The 19285-nt window shown below is 55.1% G+C and carries 17 protein-coding genes; all 17 read left to right on the forward strand.

Going from position 1 to position 19285, the window contains the following annotated elements; genetic code table 11:
• Positions 1–157 precede the first annotated feature (157 nt).
• The 17 genes from M3650_RS23685 to M3650_RS23765 all read left to right on the forward strand — a co-directional run bounded on the left by M3650_RS23685 (position 158) and on the right by M3650_RS23765 (position 19263).
• A complete protein-coding gene (locus M3650_RS23685; RefSeq protein ID WP_251578521.1) occupies positions 158–1102 on the forward strand; it encodes an ABC transporter permease in 945 nt (314 codons plus the stop codon).
• 24 nt (positions 1103–1126) lie between these two features.
• Positions 1127–2008: a carbohydrate ABC transporter permease gene (locus tag M3650_RS23690; RefSeq protein WP_251578371.1), complete on the forward strand. Its 882-nt coding sequence runs from the start codon at positions 1127–1129 to the stop codon at positions 2006–2008.
• Between the two features lie 99 nt (positions 2009–2107).
• Entirely contained in the window at positions 2108–3607 is a 1500-nt protein-coding gene (locus M3650_RS23695) for an extracellular solute-binding protein (protein WP_251578373.1), read from the forward strand.
• Between the two features lie 36 nt (positions 3608–3643).
• On the forward strand, positions 3644–4921 hold the full coding sequence (locus M3650_RS23700) for a Gfo/Idh/MocA family protein (protein ID WP_251578375.1): 1278 nt from the start codon (positions 3644–3646) through the stop codon (positions 4919–4921).
• 191 nt (positions 4922–5112) lie between these two features.
• Positions 5113–6162 (forward strand): PTS sugar transporter subunit IIC, encoded by a 1050-nt coding sequence (locus M3650_RS23705; protein WP_251578377.1) that lies wholly within the window; start codon positions 5113–5115, stop codon positions 6160–6162.
• Positions 6163–7368: 1206 nt separating this feature from the next.
• Entirely contained in the window at positions 7369–8379 is a 1011-nt protein-coding gene (locus M3650_RS23710; protein ID WP_251578379.1) for an ABC transporter substrate-binding protein, read from the forward strand.
• A gap of 41 nt (positions 8380–8420) precedes the next feature.
• On the forward strand, positions 8421–9368 hold the full coding sequence (locus M3650_RS23715) for an ABC transporter permease (protein WP_251578382.1): 948 nt from the start codon (positions 8421–8423) through the stop codon (positions 9366–9368).
• Complete coding sequence (locus M3650_RS23720; protein ID WP_026011019.1) at positions 9355–10143, forward strand: ABC transporter ATP-binding protein; 789 nt, start codon at positions 9355–9357, stop codon at positions 10141–10143. Before M3650_RS23715 ends, M3650_RS23720 begins: the two co-directional genes overlap by 14 nt.
• Before the next feature lie 75 nt (positions 10144–10218).
• On the forward strand, positions 10219–11322 hold the full coding sequence (gene pdhA, locus M3650_RS23725) for a pyruvate dehydrogenase (acetyl-transferring) E1 component subunit alpha (RefSeq protein WP_483311785.1): 1104 nt from the start codon (positions 10219–10221) through the stop codon (positions 11320–11322).
• The gene (locus M3650_RS23730) at positions 11319–12302 is read left to right on the forward strand and encodes an alpha-ketoacid dehydrogenase subunit beta (protein ID WP_251578384.1); all 984 of its coding nucleotides are present in this window, start codon (positions 11319–11321) and stop codon (positions 12300–12302) included. The genes pdhA and M3650_RS23730 overlap by 4 nt, the downstream gene beginning before the upstream one ends.
• A gap of 25 nt (positions 12303–12327) precedes the next feature.
• Positions 12328–13659 carry a dihydrolipoamide acetyltransferase family protein gene (locus tag M3650_RS23735; RefSeq protein WP_251578386.1) on the forward strand — a complete coding sequence of 444 codons (1332 nt, stop codon included), beginning with the start codon at positions 12328–12330 and terminating at the stop codon, positions 13657–13659.
• The gene (gene lpdA, locus M3650_RS23740) at positions 13660–15102 is read left to right on the forward strand and encodes a dihydrolipoyl dehydrogenase (protein WP_251578388.1); all 1443 of its coding nucleotides are present in this window, start codon (positions 13660–13662) and stop codon (positions 15100–15102) included.
• A complete protein-coding gene (gene paaA / locus M3650_RS23745; protein ID WP_019421023.1) occupies positions 15095–16081 on the forward strand; it encodes a 1,2-phenylacetyl-CoA epoxidase subunit PaaA in 987 nt (328 codons plus the stop codon). The genes lpdA and paaA overlap by 8 nt, the downstream gene beginning before the upstream one ends.
• The gene (gene paaB / locus M3650_RS23750; protein ID WP_019421024.1) at positions 16078–16419 is read left to right on the forward strand and encodes a 1,2-phenylacetyl-CoA epoxidase subunit PaaB; all 342 of its coding nucleotides are present in this window, start codon (positions 16078–16080) and stop codon (positions 16417–16419) included. The genes paaA and paaB overlap by 4 nt, the downstream gene beginning before the upstream one ends.
• Position 16420: 1 nt before the next feature.
• Positions 16421–17254: a 1,2-phenylacetyl-CoA epoxidase subunit PaaC gene (gene paaC / locus M3650_RS23755; protein WP_251578389.1), complete on the forward strand. Its 834-nt coding sequence runs from the start codon at positions 16421–16423 to the stop codon at positions 17252–17254.
• A gap of 15 nt (positions 17255–17269) precedes the next feature.
• The gene (paaD, locus tag M3650_RS23760) at positions 17270–17761 is read left to right on the forward strand and encodes a 1,2-phenylacetyl-CoA epoxidase subunit PaaD (protein ID WP_233695895.1); all 492 of its coding nucleotides are present in this window, start codon (positions 17270–17272) and stop codon (positions 17759–17761) included.
• Positions 17762–17802: 41 nt separating this feature from the next.
• Positions 17803–19263: an NAD-dependent succinate-semialdehyde dehydrogenase gene (locus tag M3650_RS23765; RefSeq protein WP_251578391.1), complete on the forward strand. Its 1461-nt coding sequence runs from the start codon at positions 17803–17805 to the stop codon at positions 19261–19263.
• Positions 19264–19285 lie beyond the last annotated feature (22 nt).

Genomic DNA, 19285 nt, shown 5'->3' on the forward strand with positions numbered 1-19285 from the left:
GATGATAGCGTTTACATTCAATTTACTGACATGGATGCAATGAAATTAACATGCAATGAAATGGCGCAGAGGACAAACAAGCAGCAGAAGAGAGGGATGGCATATGACCACAAGCAACTTGCCACAGGATAGAGCTATGGAACGACCTGGCGCAGCAATGGAACCAGACAGACCGCAAAGCAAACCAGAAGACAGGTATTCGCTATTATGGAAGGACGTCCGGCGCGATAAATACTTATACTTTCTGGCGCTGCCGGGTATTTTGTTTTTTATTATATTCAAATATATTCCGATTACGAATCTGGTCATCGCATTCCAGGATTATTCGCCTTACTTCGGGGTATTAGGCAGTCCTTGGGTAGGGTTCGAGCATTTTGCAAGGTTTTTCGCGCATGATGACTTTTACATCTTATTGCGCAATACGCTTGGCATCAGTTTGATGAATTTGGTGTTCTTTTTTCCGGCGCCGATTATTTTATCGCTCATGTTAAATGAAGTGCGCAATGTCATCGTGAAGCGGACCGTGCAGTCGCTTATTTACATCCCGCACTTCCTGTCGTGGGTGCTCATTTCAGGTCTGACCTTCCTTATGTTCTCGCAATCGGAAGGTCTGGTGAACAAAGCGCTCGTCAGTATGGGAAAAGACACGTTCGACCTGCTGACCAACCCGGATTATTTCTGGGGCCTGCTGACTGCGCAATCGATTTGGAAGGAAATCGGGTGGGGGACGATTATTTTCCTTGCCGCCATCGCGGGTATTGATCCGCAGCTGCATGAAGCGGCTGTCATGGACGGGGCAGGCCGCATGCGCCGCATCTGGCACATTACGCTGCCAGGCATGCGCAACGTCATTATCATCCTGTTCATCCTGCGGCTCGGCGCCATTATGGACACGGGCTTCGAGCAAATCTATCTGATGATGAACGCGGCGGTTTCCAATGTGGCAGAAGTGTTTGACACATATGTGTACCGCATCGGAATTAAGCAAGGCGAGTTCAGTTATAGCACCGCCATCGGTCTATTCAAGTCGATTGTGGGTGTCATACTCGTCGTATCTGCTAACAAGATCGCCAAGAGATTCGGTCAAGATGGACTATATTAACAAGCTGGGAGGAGACGAACGATAATGGCGGACAAAGGCTGGCGCGACCGCGTCTTCAACATTACGAATATTACGGTGCTCATTCTGATTGCTTTGGCTACCGTATTTCCGATTTATTATACGATTATTCTGTCCTTTACAGACCCGACGGAATATTACAGCAAGCCGCTTATTCTGTTTCCGGAAAAATGGACCTTGGACGCATACCGATACTTGCTCTCCAATGGGTTGTTCGTCAGCGCGCTCGGGGTCAGCACATTTCTGGCTACGGTTGGAACAGCGCTCAGTCTAATCGTGACGGCAGGGCTTGCCTATGCGTTGTCGCGCAAGCGCCTTCGGTTCCGGCGTGCAATGATGTTCCTTATCTTGCTGACGTTTCTGTTCCAGCCAGGCTTGGTGCCAGCTTATCTCATCGTCCGCAACTTAGGTCTAATCGACAGCATCTGGTCGTTAATCCTGCCCAGCTTGACGAGCGGCTGGTATGCCCTGCTAATGAAAGGCTTCTTCGACAGCATACCGGACAGTCTGGAGGAGGCTGGACGAATTGACGGCTGTAACGAAATCGGCGTCTTCTGGCGCATCATGCTGCCGTTGTCGCTGCCTGCGCTTGTCGCTTTCGGTTTGTTTTTTGCGGTAGGTTATTGGAACACCTACTTCAATGCCTTGATGTACATCAACGATCAGAACAGATGGCCGCTGCAGGTTCTGCTGCAAAATATGCTGGTAGATCCGTCGACGATGGGCGGAGGAGCGGGGGTCGAGAGCTTCCGTGCCAATCGGCAAATGCCGACCGAGACGCTCAAAATGGCTGCCGTTGTCATTGCGACGATTCCGATTATGCTTGTATATCCGTTTTTACAGAAGCATTTTGCGAAAGGCGCCATGGTTGGCTCCTTGAAGGAGTAGCTCCTGAAAGCAGTACCCTTACCGGAAGATGGTTCGACGTCAGTCTAACCTATACATGAAGGTGCAAGTGGAATTAAGTATAAAAGGGAGGTCGCTATTATGAAAAAATGGCTAAAAACGACGTTTCTGCTCACGCTGGCAGGCTCATTGCTGATGACCGCATGCGGAAACAACAACGCCAGCGACAACGGCGGTGTGACCAACATTAAAACTCAGGTAATTAACTATGCGCCGGAGTTTATCGGTCCGGACAACTCGCTCTGGCAGGAATTCGAGAAGCGGACGAACACGAAGCTGAACATTACATGGCTCAGTCCGACAACGGCAGAGGACAAAATTAACGTAATGCTCGCATCGGGGGACTTGCCTGATTTGACCTACGTCGAGACGCTCGACAATTCACAGCTGCGCAAAATGATTGATCAAGGCGTGTTCTGGGATTTGACAGAGCTGCTGAAGGAATATCCGAACTTAAACCGCGAGGAATTCGAGGTGATGTGGCGGGATTCCAAAATCAACGGCAAAAATTACGGCGTTCCACGTTATTACCCGGCATACGGCGGAGGAATATTCCCGATGTTCCGTAAGGACTGGCTTGATAAATTGCAGCTGCAAGTGCCTGCGAACGTAGATGAATTCCGGGAAGTACTGAAGGCGTTCAAGACGAAGGATCCGAACGGCAACGGACAGGCGGATGAGGTGCCGTATGCAACGACGCCTGCTTCATTGGGCTTTCTGTACAACGTATTCAATGAGACGCAAGGCAACTGGAAGCTGAAGGACGGCAAGCTCGTGCCTATAATTACAGAAGACGCTTCTCGTGAAGCTTTGCTTTATATTAAACAGTTGTTTGATGATGGATTGCTTCCTCCGGATTTCGCCATTATGAAATTTTCACAAGTGACCGATTTAATTCGCAGCGGCAAGGCAGGGGGCGTCGGGTATTCGATGAATCAGGCGTGGATTCATACGGAATTCATCCGCAAGACCGATCCGAATGCGGACTTGATTCCGCTCGCTTCGATTGAGAACAAAGCGGGAGTGAAATATACGCCTTCTGGTGTCCCATATTACGGTGTATTTCTGATACCGAAAAAAGTGCCGGAAGACAAGGTGAAGAAGATTCTCTCCTTCCTGGATTACGGATACGGGCCGGAAGGAAATACGCTTGCCTTCTACGGTGCGAAGGACGTACACTACAAGGAAGAGAATGGAAATAAAATTCCGACGGATCAAGCGAAGAAGGATATGGTCGGGGATGGCAACATGGCCTCAATCTTCCACTTGGTCAGCGACGATATGGCGATTAGCGCTATCGGAATGCCGGATGATTTCTACAAGCGCAACGTTGACATTGTAACGGAGCGGAAGAAAGTCGATGTACCGCAGCCGGACCGCGGCCTGTTCTCTGAGAAATTCAATCGGTATTTCCCTGATATTCAGAAGAAGGTTGACGACATGCGCACGAAGGTCATTATCGGGAAGGAAACGATCGAAGCGTATGATAAGCTGATTGAGCAGCTTCGCAACGATCCGCAATTAAAGGAAATTACAGATGAGATGAACGAATACTATGCGAAGCGTCAATCAGAGCTGTAGACGATCGAAGCACCTACAATAGGGAGATGAGGACACATGCAACAAGTTACAGCGATCGTGATTGGAGCAGGGGACCGGGGAGCTCGAGCATATGCCCCTTATGCATTGGAGAATATGCATGAGTTCAAGATTGTGGGCGTGGCCGATCCGAACTTAGAGCGGCGGCGCAGCTTTGCGGAAGCGTTCGAGCTGCCGGAGTCGCAGCAGTACGATTCGTGGGAATTGATTCTTGGGGAGAACAAGCTGGCTGATGCAGCTATCGTCTGCACACAGGACCGGATGCACTATGAGCCGACGTTGCGCGCACTCGAGCTTGGCTACCACGTGCTGCTCGAGAAGCCAATGTCGCCGGAGCCGAAGGAATGCGTTGAGATGGAGCTAGCCGCCAAGCGTCATAACCGGCTGCTCACGATATGCCATGTGCTGCGGTATACACCGTTCTGGACGGCAATGAAGCGTGAGATCGATCGTGGCGCGATTGGGGATATCATCTCCATCCAACTCAATGAGAACGTCGGGAACATGCACATGTCGCACAGCTTCGTCCGCGGTAACTGGCGCAACAGCGATCAGTCGAGCCCGATGATTTTGCAGAAATCGTGCCATGATATGGACATCCTGGCTTACTTGATGCATGAACCGTGTGTGCGCCTCAACTCCTTCGGTTCCTTGATGCATTTCCATGAAGGCAACAAGCCGGAAGGAGCGCCTGCGCGCTGCATCGAAGGGTGTCCGGCGGAGGCAAGCTGCCAATATCACGCGCCGCGCTATTATTTGGGCGAAGGAAAAGGCTGGGCACGCAAAATTACGGATAACTATACGAAGGAAGGTATTGTGAAGGCGCTATGGGAAGGTCCTTACGGCAAATGCGTCTATCAGACCGATAACAACGTCGTCGACCATCAGGTCGTCAATATGGAGTTCGCGAGCGGGGCGACGGCGATGTTCAGCATGTGCGGCTTCACGCACGACAACACGCGCATCGTACAGGTGATGGGCACCAAGGGAGACATCCGCGGCAATATGGAGGATGACGGCTTCGTCATTCATGACTTCGTAACGAAGGAAGAGCGAACGATTAAGGTGCATACGCCGGAGACGGGACATGGCGGCGGCGACTCCGGCATCGTGCGTGCGTTCCTCCAGGAAGTGCGCAGCTTCGGACACAGTGCGGATGAGGGCTTGTCGTCGGCAACCGTTTCCGTGCGCAGCCACCTGATGGCATTCGCAGCGGAGAAGTCCCGCCTGAACGGCGGGCAGGCGATCGATTTGCAAGCGATGTATGACGATCTTGCGGGGCAGCCGACCGCATAATCGTTTGTTTGCATAAAAATTAAGCAGACACGCCCTAGCAATAGGATGCGTGTCTGCTTTTGCTATGTTAGGATACCATTATATAGCGGATGAAATACAAGAAAGGGCCTTGATACAATGGAATTGCAACGTTTTCAACTTATGCGCAAAATAAAAATGGGCCAATTGAAAACTAACGGGGGAGAGATTTCATGCAGATTATTCAGGGAACGGCACTGTTGTTGCTTGTATTATCCTTGTTCAGTTTGTTCAGTTTCAAGGCTCCGAACGGTATGAAAGCGATGGGGGCATTGGCCAGTGCAGCCGTGGCGAGCTTTCTCGTCGAAGCGTTTCACAGTTATGTTGGCGGCGATATGCTGCAGATCGGATTTTTGAAAGATGTGGGCGTCGCTGCAGGCGGCATGGGCGGCGTTGCTGCCGCGGCTCTTGTCGCGCTTGCGATGGGCGTATCTCCGGTATATGCCATGATGCTGGGAGTGGCGTGCGCCGGACTTGGCTTGCTGCCGGGCTTCATCGCAGGCTATCTTGTCTCATTCATTGTGACGCGGTTCGAGAAAAAGGTGCCAGCCGGCCTCGATTTGATTGCCTGCATTGTCATTGCGGCTCCGCTCGCAAGAGGAGTTGCGGTGCTGATAAGTCCGCTCGTTGATATGACCCTATTGAATATCGGCAGCATTATTGCGGCCACGGCAACGGACAACCCGATAGTGATGGGCGTTATATTGGGAGGGGTCATTACGGTTGTCGCTACGGCTCCGCTCAGCTCGATGGCGCTGACGGCAATGCTCGGCTTGACGGGGCTGCCGATGGCGATTGGGGCACTGGCAGTGATGGGCTCGTCCTTCATGAACCTTGTCTTCTTTCACCGGATGAAGTTCGGTGACCGCCGAACGACGATAGCGGTAGCGATTGAGCCGCTTACGCAGGCGGATATCATTTCCGCCAACCCGATCCCCGTATATATAACCAACTTTATAGGCGGGGCCGCGGCAGGAGTCGTCGTGTCTCTATTCGGACTGATCAACAACGCGACAGGCACAGCGACGCCGATTGCCGGCTTGATGGTCATGTACGGCTTCAACGATCCGCTCCCGGTGACGATCGCGGCTGCCTTGTGTGCCCTTGCTGGAGCAGCTGCGGGATGGCTTGGATCCATCGTATTCCGCAATTACCCGATTCGTACCGTTTTGGATGTCAGGGGCGTGCCGTCGGCTCAAGGAAGCAGCAATGGCACAGTATAGCAAGAGTAGGGAAAAAGGATAGATTGCTTGTGGCCCGGCGACGACTGTATCGGCCGCAGTCACGCGAACGCCCCCGTGCGGCAGAGAAGCTGCGCGGGGGCGTTTTATTGTAATCGGTCATCACTACTCTACTTAAGAGTCTGGTAGTACGGTCATGTGGAATTTATAACAAATCGGGATAGGTGATGCTCTCGGCGATAAGTATGACAGTTCCATCCCTTGCTTCACTCTCCCCTTTATTCAGAATAGCAGCAGCAACCTCTTCCTTTCAAACGAGAACAGGTTGACAGTCTTTCGTACAATGGCCTTTAGCAACACTCTCCCATACTGTCAGGAGGGGGGACGGGGATTAGGGTACTGCCGATGCGTGAATGATATTATTTCCTGATGGGTCGATCCTGATTGCAGTGAATATAGAGTCGTTCATGGGCGTGACGCCTCCTGATGGAAGTGAACCCAGAGTCGAACATTGGTGTGCCGCCTTCTGAAGGAAGGGGAGAATGAAGAAAAGGCTCGGATGCAATGCATCTCTTCCAGTCTGACAGGCCCATGTTCTAACACAAGAAGACGGAAGATGGGTTATTAGAGTAGATAACGGCAGATTTCATATTGTTGAACCTGATGGAAGTCAAGTTGTAACATCGTATAAAAGCCCAAGTAGAAATACTGATATGCAGAGAATCATTTGCGTGAAAGCTCGAAATGCCGTGAAACGATCGGGGTGGAAGTTAATGTCTATAACTTTCATCACATTTTAAATTTAAAATGTGTCTAAATATTGACACTGTTTATGACTCCGTGATATTATAACGTTAAAATAACGCACTATCAAAAAAACGTAGTATAATTTCACTGACCATCCTCATGACCAACACCGAATCCGTGTTACGCACTCCATCACGATATCTGCACGATTTCCAAATCTTTTATGCAACCTACCCACATCATGTCTACAACCTGCAAAGGGTACAGCTTTCACAGCAAAGAAAGCGTATACAATTATGAACCATTGTTCAAATGAACGAATCAGCCAGAGCGATCCTGCCTTCATTCCGACAATCATTTGAGTTCGAGCAAGCGGAACTTCCTGCACAGATGACTGCAAGATTTTCTTTCCACTCAGACAACTCGCCGATACGATTTTGTTAATTAATTACTTTGAAAGCGCAAACAATTACAATTTAAATGGTAAAGGAGCGAGCTTGGATGAAACAACTTTTTTCTATTCTCGCCGTCTGTTCTTTGCTGCTGTTGGCTGCATGCGGGTCTAACGAGCCTGCGGCAACAGGCAAGCAAAACGACGAAAACGACGGGAAGAAAGTAGTCAAAATCGGTATCGCGCAGTTTGCGGAGCATCCTTCGCTGGATGCGGCGAGAACGGGCTTTCTGCAGGCGCTGAAAGATGCCGGGTACAAAGAAAACGACAATTTGCAAGTGGATATGCACAATGCTCAGGGAGACATGAACAACAACATGACCATTGCACAGAAGCTCGTCGGAGACAAGAACGATCTCATTCTGGCGATTGCCACGCCAACTGCGCTGGCGGCTGCAAAAGCGACGAAAGACATTCCGGTCCTATTCACGGCCGTTACCGATCCGATCGCATCAAAATTGGTCAAGAGTCTGGAAGAGCCAGGAGGGAATGTGACGGGCACGCGGGACACGAACCCGGAAGCGATTAAGAAGACGATGGAAACGATGAAGAGATTTTTCCCCGATGCTAAAAAAGTAGGGGTGATATACAACTCCGGGGAACAGAATTCCGTCGTCAACATCGCCAACGTCAAGCAGGTGCTGCAAGGCGGAGGGCTGGAAACCGTTGAAGCAACGGTTACGAACAGCTCGGAAGTGAAGCAGGCTGCCGATTCGTTGGTGGGCCGTGCGGATATCATCTATCTGCCTTCGGACAATACCGTGATTTCGGCTTTGAGCTCGGTCGTATCGGTGGCGAACGACAAGGATATCCCGTTGTTCTGCGAGAGTAGCGAATCCGTCGGACAGGGCGCTTTCGCATCAGTGGGATTCCAGTACTACGATTTGGGATACACAACGGGCAAGATGGCAGTAGAGGTGCTGAAGGGCGCATCACCAGCCCAAATCCCTGTCCGTTTCTCCGAACAGCTCGATCTCATGATTAATCCCAAAGCAGCGGAGGAACAAGGAATTACGTTGACGGAGGACATGAAGCAAGGTGCAATCCTGATAGAAAAATAAATCGAAGCAATAAATCGTTCCATTTTTAGGAGGATGCTATCGTGCTGTATGCGCTAACGGGTTCTGTTGAAGCAGGGGTCATTTACGCGTTGATGGCCCTGGGCGTTTACTTAACGTTTCGAATTTTAGATTTTCCCGACTTGACCGTCGATGGCAGCTTTGCCACCGGCGGAGCCGTAGCGGCGGTCCTGATTACCAATGGATATTCCCCTCTGCTCGCGACGTTGGGCGCGTTGCTGGCGGGATGCGTGGCAGGCAGCGTGACCGGGCTGCTTCATACGAAGGGCAAAATCAATACGCTGCTGTCCGGGATTATTTCGATGATTGCTTTGTATTCGATCAACTTGCGGATTATGGGGAAGGCCAACACGCCGCTATTGGGCGAGGACACGTTGTTTACGGAAATCTCATCCTTCCTCTCCAGTCTGCAACCGCTCTCGATTCTGGCGGCCGTTGGAGTGTCCGTTCTATTAATCAAATGGGCAATCGACTGGTTTCTCGATACGGAAATCGGCTTGGCCATCCGTGCGACCGGCGACAATACGAAGATGATCCGCAGCTTCTCCGCGAACACCGACAACATGAAGATTATCGGGCTGAGCCTCTCCAACGGTTTGGTAGCGTTGTCAGGCGCCTTGATTGCGCAGTATCAAGAGTTTGCGGACATCTCGATGGGAATCGGGATCATCATTATCGGATTGGCTTCAGTCATTATGGGCGAAGCAATCTTTGGTCATTCCTCGATTCGGCGGGCGACCTTCGCCGTTATCGGCGGCGCAATCGTCTATCGCTTAATTATTATGTTCGCGCTCCGTATCGGGCTCAATCCGAATGATTTAAAGCTGCTGACCGCCATTATTGTGGTGATTGCGCTCGTGTCGTCACGGATGATCGATACGTGGAAAGACAGACGGGTGCGGACGCCGAAGGAGGAGCCGCTTGCGGCGGCCGGACAAGGAGCAAGGGGGGAGAGCCATGCTGAAACTTAACGGGATCCGCAAAGTGTTCAACCGTAGGACGGCGAGCGAAAAAATAGCTCTGCAAGAGATCAATCTGACACTTCATCCCGGCGACTTCGTCACGATCATCGGCTCCAACGGAGCTGGCAAGTCCACGCTGATGAACATCATCTCCGGGGGAATGGCGCCGGACTGCGGAACGATCGAAATCGACGGCGAAATGGTGACCGGCCTGTCCGAATACGAGCGTGCGCGGAAGATCGGGCGCGTGTTCCAAGACCCGATGGCAGGAACGGCGCCGACGATGACGATCGAAGAGAATTTGGCGGTGGCGTTCTCCCGCGATAGGAGGCGCACCTTGCACAGGGGCGTGGACAAGAAGCGCAAGGAGCTGTTCCGTGAATATTTGGCATCGCTTCATCTTGGGCTGGAACACCGGCTGACGGCGAAGGCGGGCCTGCTGTCCGGCGGCGAACGGCAGGCGCTCAGCCTGCTGATGGCGACGTTCACGCAGCCGAAAGTACTGCTGCTGGATGAACATACGGCAGCGCTTGATCCGGCGCGGGCGCAGCTGATTACGGCGCTGACCAGGGAAGTGGTGGAGCGCTCCAAGTTTACCACGCTAATGGTCACCCACAACATGCAGCAGGCCATCGAACTGGGCAACCGCTTAATTATGATGGACGCCGGCCAGATTATTCTGGATGTGCCGGAAGAGGAGAAGAAGCATTTGACTATTGAAGATTTGCTGAAGAAGTTTGCACTGTTGAAAGGTGTAGCGGATGACCGCTTACTCTTGGGTTAGATGAACGGAAAGCTGAAAGGAGCGATGGGAATGATTCATAGTCAGGGGCATTCGCTGACCCCGCTTATCGAGGAAATGGAAGAAATGGCGATGAAGCATGACAAGCCGCGCGGGCTGCTTGAGCCGTACCAGGTGCTGACGCCGGATGGGGAGCTTCGCCATGGAATCGAGGGGGAAATTGACGAGGCTCTGATGGTGAAAATGTACGAAAACATGGTGCTGGTGCGGATGTTCGATCGGAAGGCAGTCAACCTGCAAAGACAAGGCAGGATGGGCACCTATGCTCCATATGAAGGGCAGGAGGCTTCGCAAGTGGGCAGCGCGATGGCGCTGTCTCCTGAAGATTGGCTGTTCCCCAGCTACCGCGATCACGCCGCCGCGATTACGCATGGGCAGTCGCTCAGCCGTGTCCTCCTGTATTGGATGGGGCATATGGAAGGCTCCGTCAGTCCGGAAGGCCGGAAAATCATGCCGCCGTGCGTCCCGATTGCCACCCAGCTGACGCATGCCGTAGGAACGTCCTGGGCCGCCAAGCTGAAGAGGGAGAAGCAGGCAAGCATCGCTTATTTTGGCGAGGGGGCGACCTCAGAGGGCGACTTCCATGAGGCCTTGAATTTTGCCGGAGTATACCAAGCGGCAACCGTCTTCTTCTGCCAGAACAACGGATATGCGATTAGCGTGCCATTTCACGCCCAATCCGCTTCCCGGACGATTGCCCAGCGCGCGGCCGCTTACGATATGGCAGGGGTTCGGGTAGATGGCAACGATATATTTGCCGTATGGCTGACGGTCCGTGAAGCGATTGAGCGGGGCTTGAGCGGCGGCGGGCCGACTCTGATCGAGGCGGTTACGTTCCGCTACGGGGCGCATACGACGAGCGACGATCCGAGGAAATACCGCGATCAGGCGCGGCTTGCCGCGGAATGGCGGGAACAGCGCGATCCCGTGCAGCGGCTGCAGCTGTATCTTCAGAAGCGGGGGCTATGGAGCGAGAAGGACGAGGAACAACTGCTGGAGCGGGTCACCGGCCTGATCGAGGATGCGGTCGCCGAGGCGGAGAGCTATCCCAAGTCCCAGCCCGCAGACATGTTCAAGCATGTGTGCGCCGAGACGCCTTGGCCCGTTGCCGAGCAGCGGGAACAGAGCGGCCTGTGCGCGGAAAGGGAAGGTGAACCATGAGTCGCAGCATGACGATATTGCAAGCGGTAACCGAAGCGCTGGACCAGAAGCTGGCCGATGATGGGCGCGTCATCCTGATGGGGGAAGACATCGGCGTCAACGGCGGCGTATTCCGGGCGACCGACGGACTGTTCGGCAAGTACGGCGAAGATCGGGTTGTCGATACGCCGCTGGCTGAAGCCGGAATTATCGGTTCGGCTATCGGGTTTGCGCTGAACGGCTTGGTCCCTGTAGTCGAAATTCAATTTTTGGCCTTTATTTATCCCGGCTTTGAACAAATTATTTCCCATGCGGCGCGGATGCGCTATCGAACCCGGGGGCAGTTCAACGTCCCCATGGTCATACGCACGCCTTACGGAGCGGGGATCCGCGGTCCGGAGCTGCATTCGGAGAGCGTTGAAGCGTTTTTTGTCCATACGCCCGGGCTCAAGGTGGTCGTGCCGAGCAATCCCTATGATGCTAAAGGCTTGTTAATCAGCGCGATTGAGGATCCCGACCCGGTCATTTTCCTCGAGCCGGCCCAGATCTACCGCGCATTCAAAGCGGAGGTGCCGGAGGAGATGTACCGCGTTCCATTGGGCAAAGCCAGCATCGTTCAGGAAGGCAGCGATGTGACGATTATTTCGTGGGGAGCCATGATGCGTGTGGCGCTCGCGGCCGCCCAGCAGATGGAGCAGGAGAAGGGCTGGTCATGCGAAGTGCTCGACCTCCGCTCGCTTTATCCGCTGGATCGGGACACGATTGCCGAATCCGTCAAGAAGACGGGCCGCGCCCTCATTGTCCACGAAGCGCACAAGACGGCCGGTGTCGGCGCAGAAATTATCTCGCTAATCAATGACGAGGCACTCATGTATCTACGGGCTCCGGTAAAGCGAATTACCGGATTCGACGTGCCGGTTCCGCAGTTTTCGCTCGAAGACTTCTACGTTCCGACGGTAGAGCGGGTGAGGCATGGAATCGCAGATACGATCCAGTTCTGACCGTTGTAGAGGAGGAAGAACGCGAATGATGGAGTTTAAGCTCCCTGATGTGGGAGAAGGCATTCACGAAGGGGAAATCGGCAAATGGTTGATTAAGGAAGGCGAACGGGTCAACTGCGACCAGCCGATTGTCGAGGTGCTGACGGATAAAGTGAACGCCGAATTGACCGCTCCGGCAAGGGGAGTGGTTCGTAAGCTGATGTTTGCCGAAGGGGATAAGGTCGAAGTGGGCGATATCTTATTTCTCCTTGACGAAGAAGGGAGGGTGACCCTCGGCGGGATAGGGGAAGCGGAGCAAGCTGCCGCTACGTCGCCGCCTGCTGCGCCATCGCCAGCTGAACCACGCATTGCTCCCGTCGACCCGCCAAGGCGGGCCCGGGCTGCGCCTTATGTCCGCCAGCTCGCGCGGCAACTCAAGATCGACATTGAACAGGTGGCGGCTGCTGGAGCGGACGGCCGCATAACCGAAGAGGATCTGAAGCGTTATATAGACACCCGGGAAGAGGACGAATTGACGTTCGTGGCATCTGGAGCAACTGTTGCGGGTCAAGACGGCTCTGTCGGAGACGTCGCTCTACAAGCGCTCCAGCTATCCCGGCCACAAGTGAAATCGGTATCCGCCTCCCGGATCGAGGGCGAAGCGCCGCCGCTCTGTGCCGAAGAGCGAATTCCGCTGCGGGGCGTGCGCCTAAAAATTGCAGAACGGCTGGTCAAAGCAGTGACAATCATCCCCCACGTCACGCAGGTGGATGAGCTGGAAGCCGATGCGCTGCAAGCGCTGCGGGAACGACTGCAAGGAATTGCGGCCGAGCGGCAGGTGAAATTGACGTACTTGCCGTTTTTTATCAAGGCGCTGGTCATCGCCCTCAAGGAATTCCCGGCCTTTAATGCTTCGCTTGACGACGGGAGCAAGGAAATCGTATTGAAGCGCTACTACCATATCGGAATTGCGACCGATACGCCAGACGGCCTGTTCGTCCCCGTTATCCGGCATGCCGACCGGAAGACGATCTTTCAATTGGCGGAAGAAATCGCCTGCTTGACGTTGCAGGCACGGGAAGGAAAGCTGAGGCTTGAGCAGATTACGGGCGGCACCTTTACGATTAGCAACGTCGGACCGATCGGGAGCTTGCTGGCCACCCCGATTATTAACCATCCGGAAGCGGCCATTCTGGCGCTGCACAAGATGGAGCCGCGCATGGTCGTGCGCAACGGGGAAGGCGTCATTCGGCTGATGATGAATATGGCGCTGTCGTTCGACCACCGACTGATCGACGGCGCGGACGCGATCCGTTTTACCAATCGCATGAAGCGGCTGCTTGAGCATCCAGACTTGCTATGGGCGGAGATGGTATAGATGGTAGTCGGCGAAATTGCAGTAGAAACGGATGTCGTCGTCATTGGCGGAGGACCGGGCGGCTATTCAGCGGCCATTAGGCTGGGACAGCTGGGGAAATCCGTCGTGTTGGTGGAAAAAGAGGAGCTAGGCGGTGTCTGCCTCAACTCGGGATGCATTCCGTCCAAAGCGTTGATTCATGCAGCCGGTCTGCTCTATGACGCGAAATCAGCGGCCAAGATGGGAATTCGGACGGAAGCGGATGCGCTCACCTTCGATTTAACAGTCTGGCAGGATTGGAAATCCGGCATAGTCCGCCGGCTGCGCGGCGGGGTCGAGCAATTGTGCGCCGCCAACGGCGTAACGGTCGTGAAGGGCAGCGCCGTCTTCCTGTCTGCCGATCGCATCGGGGTGGAATCGGAGTCCGGCTTTGAAACTTATAAGTTCCGGCAGGCAATCGTCGCAACCGGTTCGCGGCCGCACATCCCTTCGTTCGCGAAAGCGGGTGAGCCGCGCATCCTGACCTCGACGGATGCGTTGGATGAGGTCCAACTGCCCGGCAGTCTGGCGATTGTCGGCAGCGGCTACATCGGCATTGAATTGGGTATGGCATTCGCCAAGCTGGGCTGCAAGGTTACGCTCATCGAGCGAGAGGAACGAATTCTACCGCTCGTAGACGTCAGCCTCGTCGAGGAGGTGAAGAGGCGCGCCCGTAAGCTGGGCATGACCATCAAGACGTCGGCGACAGTGCGGACTGCCGTCGCGCATGACGACCGCGTCGAGCTGCACGTGGACTCGCAGCAGCATGGGGAGGAAGTCATCGTCAGCGACAAGGTGTTGGTGACGATCGGGCGCGTTCCGAATACGGAGGCGATCGGCCTAAGCCAGGCGGGAGTCACCGTGGATGAACGCGGCTATGTGGAGGTAGATGCGGAGTGCCGTACCAATGTGAGCCATATTTTTGCGATTGGCGACATTACGCCTGGTCCCGCTCTGGCCCATCGCGCCGCGAAGCAGGGCACGGTCGCCGCAGAGGTTATCGGCGGGCTGCCAAGCGCTGTGGATTCGCCGTATGTTCCGTACGTCATCTTCTCCGATCCCCAGATTGCCGGGGTCGGGCTCACACGCGAGGAGGCCGAACGGCAGGGGATGAAGGTGAAGACAGGGCGATTCCCGTTCCGCGCCAACGGATATGCGCTTGCTGCCGGGAAGACGGACGGCTTCGCCGAAGTGGTCGTCGATGCAGACTCCCACCTGTTGCTGGGAATGCATGCGGTAGGGGCGGATGCCGCCAACCTAATCAGCCAAGGCGCGTTGGCGCTCGAATTGGCAGCCAAGGCGGAAGACGTGGCCCTTACAGTGCATCCGCACCCGACGCTTAGCGAAGGCTGGCTGGAAGCGGCTGCTGCCGCCTTGGGGCATGCCATACACATCGTTAATGAAAGGAGGCTGGAGCATGAGTAATCGAACGGACCCGGATAGAGCGCTGGACAACGAGCGATTGGCGAAATTTCTGGAGCGGATTGATCGGGGTGACAAAATTGAGGCTGACGATTGGATGCCTGACGATTACCGCAACCAGTTAATCAAGCTCATATCGATGCACGGCGTGAGCGAAATTATGGGGGCGCTCCCCGAGAAGGAATGGGTGCCAAAGGCGCCGACCCTGCGCCGCAAGCTGGCGATTATGGCCAAGGTGCAGGATGAAATGGGGCACGGGCAGCTGCTGCTGCGTGTCGTGGAGGACCTGCTCGCGCCGCTTGGCAAAAACCGCGACGATCTGCTGCAGGATCTGTTCTCGGGAAGGTTGAAATTCCACAACGTTTTCCATATGGAGGCTCCTACGTGGGCAGATGCCGGCGTCATTGCCTGGCTCGTGGACGGAGCGGCGATCATCACCCAGACGATGTCGCTGGAAACGTCCTACGCGCCGTATGCCCGCGCGCTCCAGCGCATCTGCGCGGAGGAGAAGTTCCATGCCCAGCACGGAGAGAGCATTGTGCTGGAACTGGCCGAAGGGACTCCGGCACAGCGGCAAATGCTGCAGGACGCCGTGACCCGCTGGTGGCCGTCCTTGCTGATGTTTTTCGGCCCGCCGGAAGGCGGCACCGTATCAAGCAATCAGCTTCTGAACATGCGCTACAAGATTCGATCGCAGACGAATGAAGAGCTGCGGCAGGTATTTTTCCATAAATATGTGCATCGTATTTACCACCTTGGCTTGACTCTTCCGGATGACACGATCCGTTATGACGAAGCAGAGGGCGTCTGGCATTACCAGCAGCCCGATTGGGATCGGTTCGTGCAGATTGTACGGGGCAACGGACCGTGCTCGGCGCAGCGGCTGCGGCTGCGGAAGACGTCATACGAAGAGGCAAAATGGGTGCGTGACGCGATGTTGGCGGCACCGCGCGCAGAACATATGGCAGGAGGAAGGTTATGAACAGCGCACACGAGGACCAGTTTACCGTCTACGAGGTGTTCAGCCAGAAAAATCCGGCTTCAGGCTTCGTGCACCAGTTCAGCTTGCTGGCGCCCAACCATGAGGCGGCGCTGCTGATGGCGCGGGAGAACTTTATGCGCCGCGAGCCCTGCATCAATATTTGGGTCGTGAACCGTGAAGATATTCATGGACTGACCCCGGAAGAGCGCACAAGCCTGGAGCGTCTGGACAACAAGAGCTATCGCGAGACTAAGGGCTACGGCGATGTGCAGGCCAAGTGGCGCCGTCACAAAGAGGCGTATGAGAGCAAAGCGGCTTTCACGCAGAAAGGGGGCTGACATGTCCGAACATTCATATGTGGAGACGGCTGAAGAGGCCAGGCGGAACCCGGAATATGTGCGGGCTTTGCAGGAATTGTTGTTTCAGGCGGCAGATGACGATTATATTTTGGCCTACCGGGGGGCGGAGTGGTTAGGGCTGGCCCCCCACATCGAAGAGGATGTCGCATTCTCGTCGATGTCACAGGACATGATGGGGCATGCGGCGATGCTGTACGAGATGCTGGAGGAACTTGGAGCCGGCAAGGCGGATGATCTGGCGCACATGAGGAGCCCGGATGCGTTCCGCAACGCGATTCTCATCGAGCGTCCCAACGGAACGGGCGATTATGCGGACCAGCCGCATTATGACTGGGCGTATGCGATTGCCCGCTACAGTCTGTATGGTGTTTTCAAGCAGATCCGGCTGGAGGCATTGGCGTATTCTACTTATGTTCCGTTGGCGCAGGCTGCGGGGAAAATGCAGCGCGAGCATCACTATCATGTACGGTATTGGCACATGTGGTTCAAGCGGCTGGCGAGCAGCACGGACGGTGCGCGTGCCAGATTGAATGCGGCATTGGAGCAGGTATGGAGCGACATCGGCGAGTTGTTCTTGCTCGGCAGAGCGTCGGCGTCAATCGTTGGCTTCGGTCTGATCGCGGGCGAGGACGATATATCACAGCGGTGGATGAATGCGACGCGGAACATGTTCGCGTCGAATGGGATCGATTGGCCGGGGGATTGGGGCGTTCCCGTGCAGAAGGGGCGCGAAGGGCAGCATACGGACGATCTGGCACAGGCCGTCAGCACCTTGTCGGAGGTATACCGGCTGGACCCGGCTGCCAGCTGGTAAAGGGGGGGAGTTCCATTGGTGCATGATACGCCGGTGCTGCAGGAGGAGCTGATCTGGCAGCTGCTGCAGGAGGTCAAAGATCCGGAGATTCCCGTCATCAGCATGATCGAGATGGGGATGATCCACAAGGCGACCGCCGAGAACGGCGTCGTTGCCGTCGAAGTGCTGCCTACGTTCGTCGGCTGTCCAGCCTTGGACATCATGAAGAACAGCATTAACGAGAAGCTGCGTCCGGTCGCGGGCGTGCGCGAGGTGCAGGTCAGCTTCGTGCTGCAGCCTGCATGGACATCCGACCGTATTAGCGACGAAGGCAGGGAGAAGCTGCGTTCATTCGGCATCGTTCCGCCGCCGCGCGGATGTCAGCCGGGCGATCCTTGGGAAGTGCGCTGTCCTTACTGCGATTCCCCTTACACGCGGCTGGACAATTTATTCGGGCCTGCGGCTTGCCGCAGCATCTTATATTGCAAGCAATGCAAAAATCCGTTTGAAGCGTTGAAATCAATCTAAGCGTCTATGTACGCCAGGGATAATCGGGAGGGAAGGGTATCATGGAAAAAAGCATACAAACAGTGCAAGTGAAGTCGATGTTCGTCAACGGAGAGTGGGTGCAGGCGGAGGGCGGCGGCACGCTTCGCGTCATCAACCCGGCAACGGGCGAGGAAGCAGGGACCGTCAGCTACGGCGATGCGAGAGATGCCAAGAACGCCATTGAAGCGGCGCATCAAGCATTCAAAGACTGGTCGCACTTGACCGCACGCGAGCGCTCGAAATATCTGTACAATCTGTACGAGTTGGTTCGCAGCCACCGCGACGAGCTGGCGGGCATCATTTCGGCCGAAATGGGCAAGCCGCTGCGGGAAGCCAAGGGCGAGGTGCTTGGGGCAGCCGACAACTTCATGTGGTATGCGGAAGAAGCGAAGCGCGTATATGGCGAAACGATCCCGTCATCGGTGCCTAACAAGCGGATCATGGTCAACCGTCAGCCTGTCGGCGTCGTGGGTGCCATCACCCCGTGGAATTTCCCGGTCAACATGGTGGCCCGGAAGATTGCGCCAGCATTGGCAGCGGGCTGCACCGTCGTCTTGAAGCCTGCGGAGAGCACGCCGCTCAGCGCGATTCGGCTGTTCGAATTGATTGAGCAAGCCGGCTTCCCGAAGGGAGTCGCCAATCTGGTTATCGGCAATCCGGAGTCTGTCGGGCAGGAAATGACTGACAACCCCAAAGTGCGCAAAATCGCCTTTACCGGCTCAACGCGCGTCGGCAAGCTGTTGATGGAGGGAGCGGCCAAGCACGTCCAGCGGGTCAGCCTTGAATTGGGCGGGCACGCGCCGTTCATCGTGTTCGATGATGCGGATCTGGACGCGGCCGTCGCGGGATTATTCGAGAGCAAATTCCGCAACTCCGGACAGATGTGCATCTGCACGAACCGCCTGTACGTGCACGAGTCGGTAGCGGAGGCCTTCAGCGGGAAGCTGATCGAGCGGCTGAAAAAGGCGAAGGTAGGCGACGGACGCAGCAAGGATACGGAAATCGGGCCGCTTATCAACCAACGTGCGCTCGATAAGGTGCTGCGCCACATCCGGGACGCCGAAGACAAAGGCGGGCGGGTCGTGTTCGGCGGCCAGCGGCTGACCGAGGGCGAATACGGCAAAGGCTTCTACTGCGAACCGACCGTTATCGCAGATGTAACCAAGGAGATGGATATTGCCAACGAAGAAACGTTCGGTCCGGTCGTGCCAATCATGCCGTTTACAGACGAAGCCGCCGTCATTGGCATGGCCAACGATACGACATATGGATTGGCAGCATATGTGTATACACAGAATAACAGCCGCTGCTTCCGGATGGCCGAAGAGCTGGAATACGGCATCGTCGGGATTAACGACGGTTCCCCGACCCAGACCCAAGCGCCGTTCGGCGGATGGAAAGAAAGCGGAATTGGACGCGAGGGCGGCCGCCATGGGCTGGAAGCGTTCTTGGAGACGAAGTTCGTTTCGTTCGGCATTTAAAATATTTCGAGTTATGAGGGAG

It is taken from the genome of Paenibacillus sp. MER TA 81-3, from assembly GCF_023713585.1.
Taxonomy (GTDB): domain Bacteria; phylum Bacillota; class Bacilli; order Paenibacillales; family Paenibacillaceae; genus Paenibacillus_B; species Paenibacillus_B profundus.

Excerpts from the sequence above, each read along its gene's own strand:
- M3650_RS23720 (WP_026011019.1), top strand. The coding sequence starts at position 9,355 with ATGCTGAAACTTAACGGGATCCGCAAAGTGTTCAACCGTAGGACGGCG.
- M3650_RS23685 (WP_251578521.1), top strand. The coding sequence starts at position 158 with ATGGAACCAGACAGACCGCAAAGCAAACCAGAAGACAGGTATTCGCTA.
- M3650_RS23735 (WP_251578386.1), top strand. The coding sequence starts at position 12,328 with ATGATGGAGTTTAAGCTCCCTGATGTGGGAGAAGGCATTCACGAAGGG.
- M3650_RS23710 (WP_251578379.1), top strand. The coding sequence starts at position 7,369 with ATGAAACAACTTTTTTCTATTCTCGCCGTCTGTTCTTTGCTGCTGTTG.
- M3650_RS23690 (WP_251578371.1), top strand. The coding sequence starts at position 1,127 with ATGGCGGACAAAGGCTGGCGCGACCGCGTCTTCAACATTACGAATATT.
- M3650_RS23765 (WP_251578391.1), top strand. The coding sequence starts at position 17,803 with ATGGAAAAAAGCATACAAACAGTGCAAGTGAAGTCGATGTTCGTCAAC.
- M3650_RS23700 (WP_251578375.1), top strand. The coding sequence starts at position 3,644 with ATGCAACAAGTTACAGCGATCGTGATTGGAGCAGGGGACCGGGGAGCT.
- paaB (WP_019421024.1), top strand. The coding sequence starts at position 16,078 with ATGAACAGCGCACACGAGGACCAGTTTACCGTCTACGAGGTGTTCAGC.
- pdhA (WP_483311785.1), top strand. The coding sequence starts at position 10,219 with ATGGAAGAAATGGCGATGAAGCATGACAAGCCGCGCGGGCTGCTTGAG.
- M3650_RS23695 (WP_251578373.1), top strand. The coding sequence starts at position 2,108 with ATGAAAAAATGGCTAAAAACGACGTTTCTGCTCACGCTGGCAGGCTCA.
- paaC (WP_251578389.1), top strand. The coding sequence starts at position 16,421 with ATGTCCGAACATTCATATGTGGAGACGGCTGAAGAGGCCAGGCGGAAC.
- M3650_RS23705 (WP_251578377.1), top strand. The coding sequence starts at position 5,113 with ATGCAGATTATTCAGGGAACGGCACTGTTGTTGCTTGTATTATCCTTG.
- M3650_RS23730 (WP_251578384.1), top strand. The coding sequence starts at position 11,319 with ATGAGTCGCAGCATGACGATATTGCAAGCGGTAACCGAAGCGCTGGAC.
- lpdA (WP_251578388.1), top strand. The coding sequence starts at position 13,660 with ATGGTAGTCGGCGAAATTGCAGTAGAAACGGATGTCGTCGTCATTGGC.
- paaA (WP_019421023.1), top strand. The coding sequence starts at position 15,095 with ATGAGTAATCGAACGGACCCGGATAGAGCGCTGGACAACGAGCGATTG.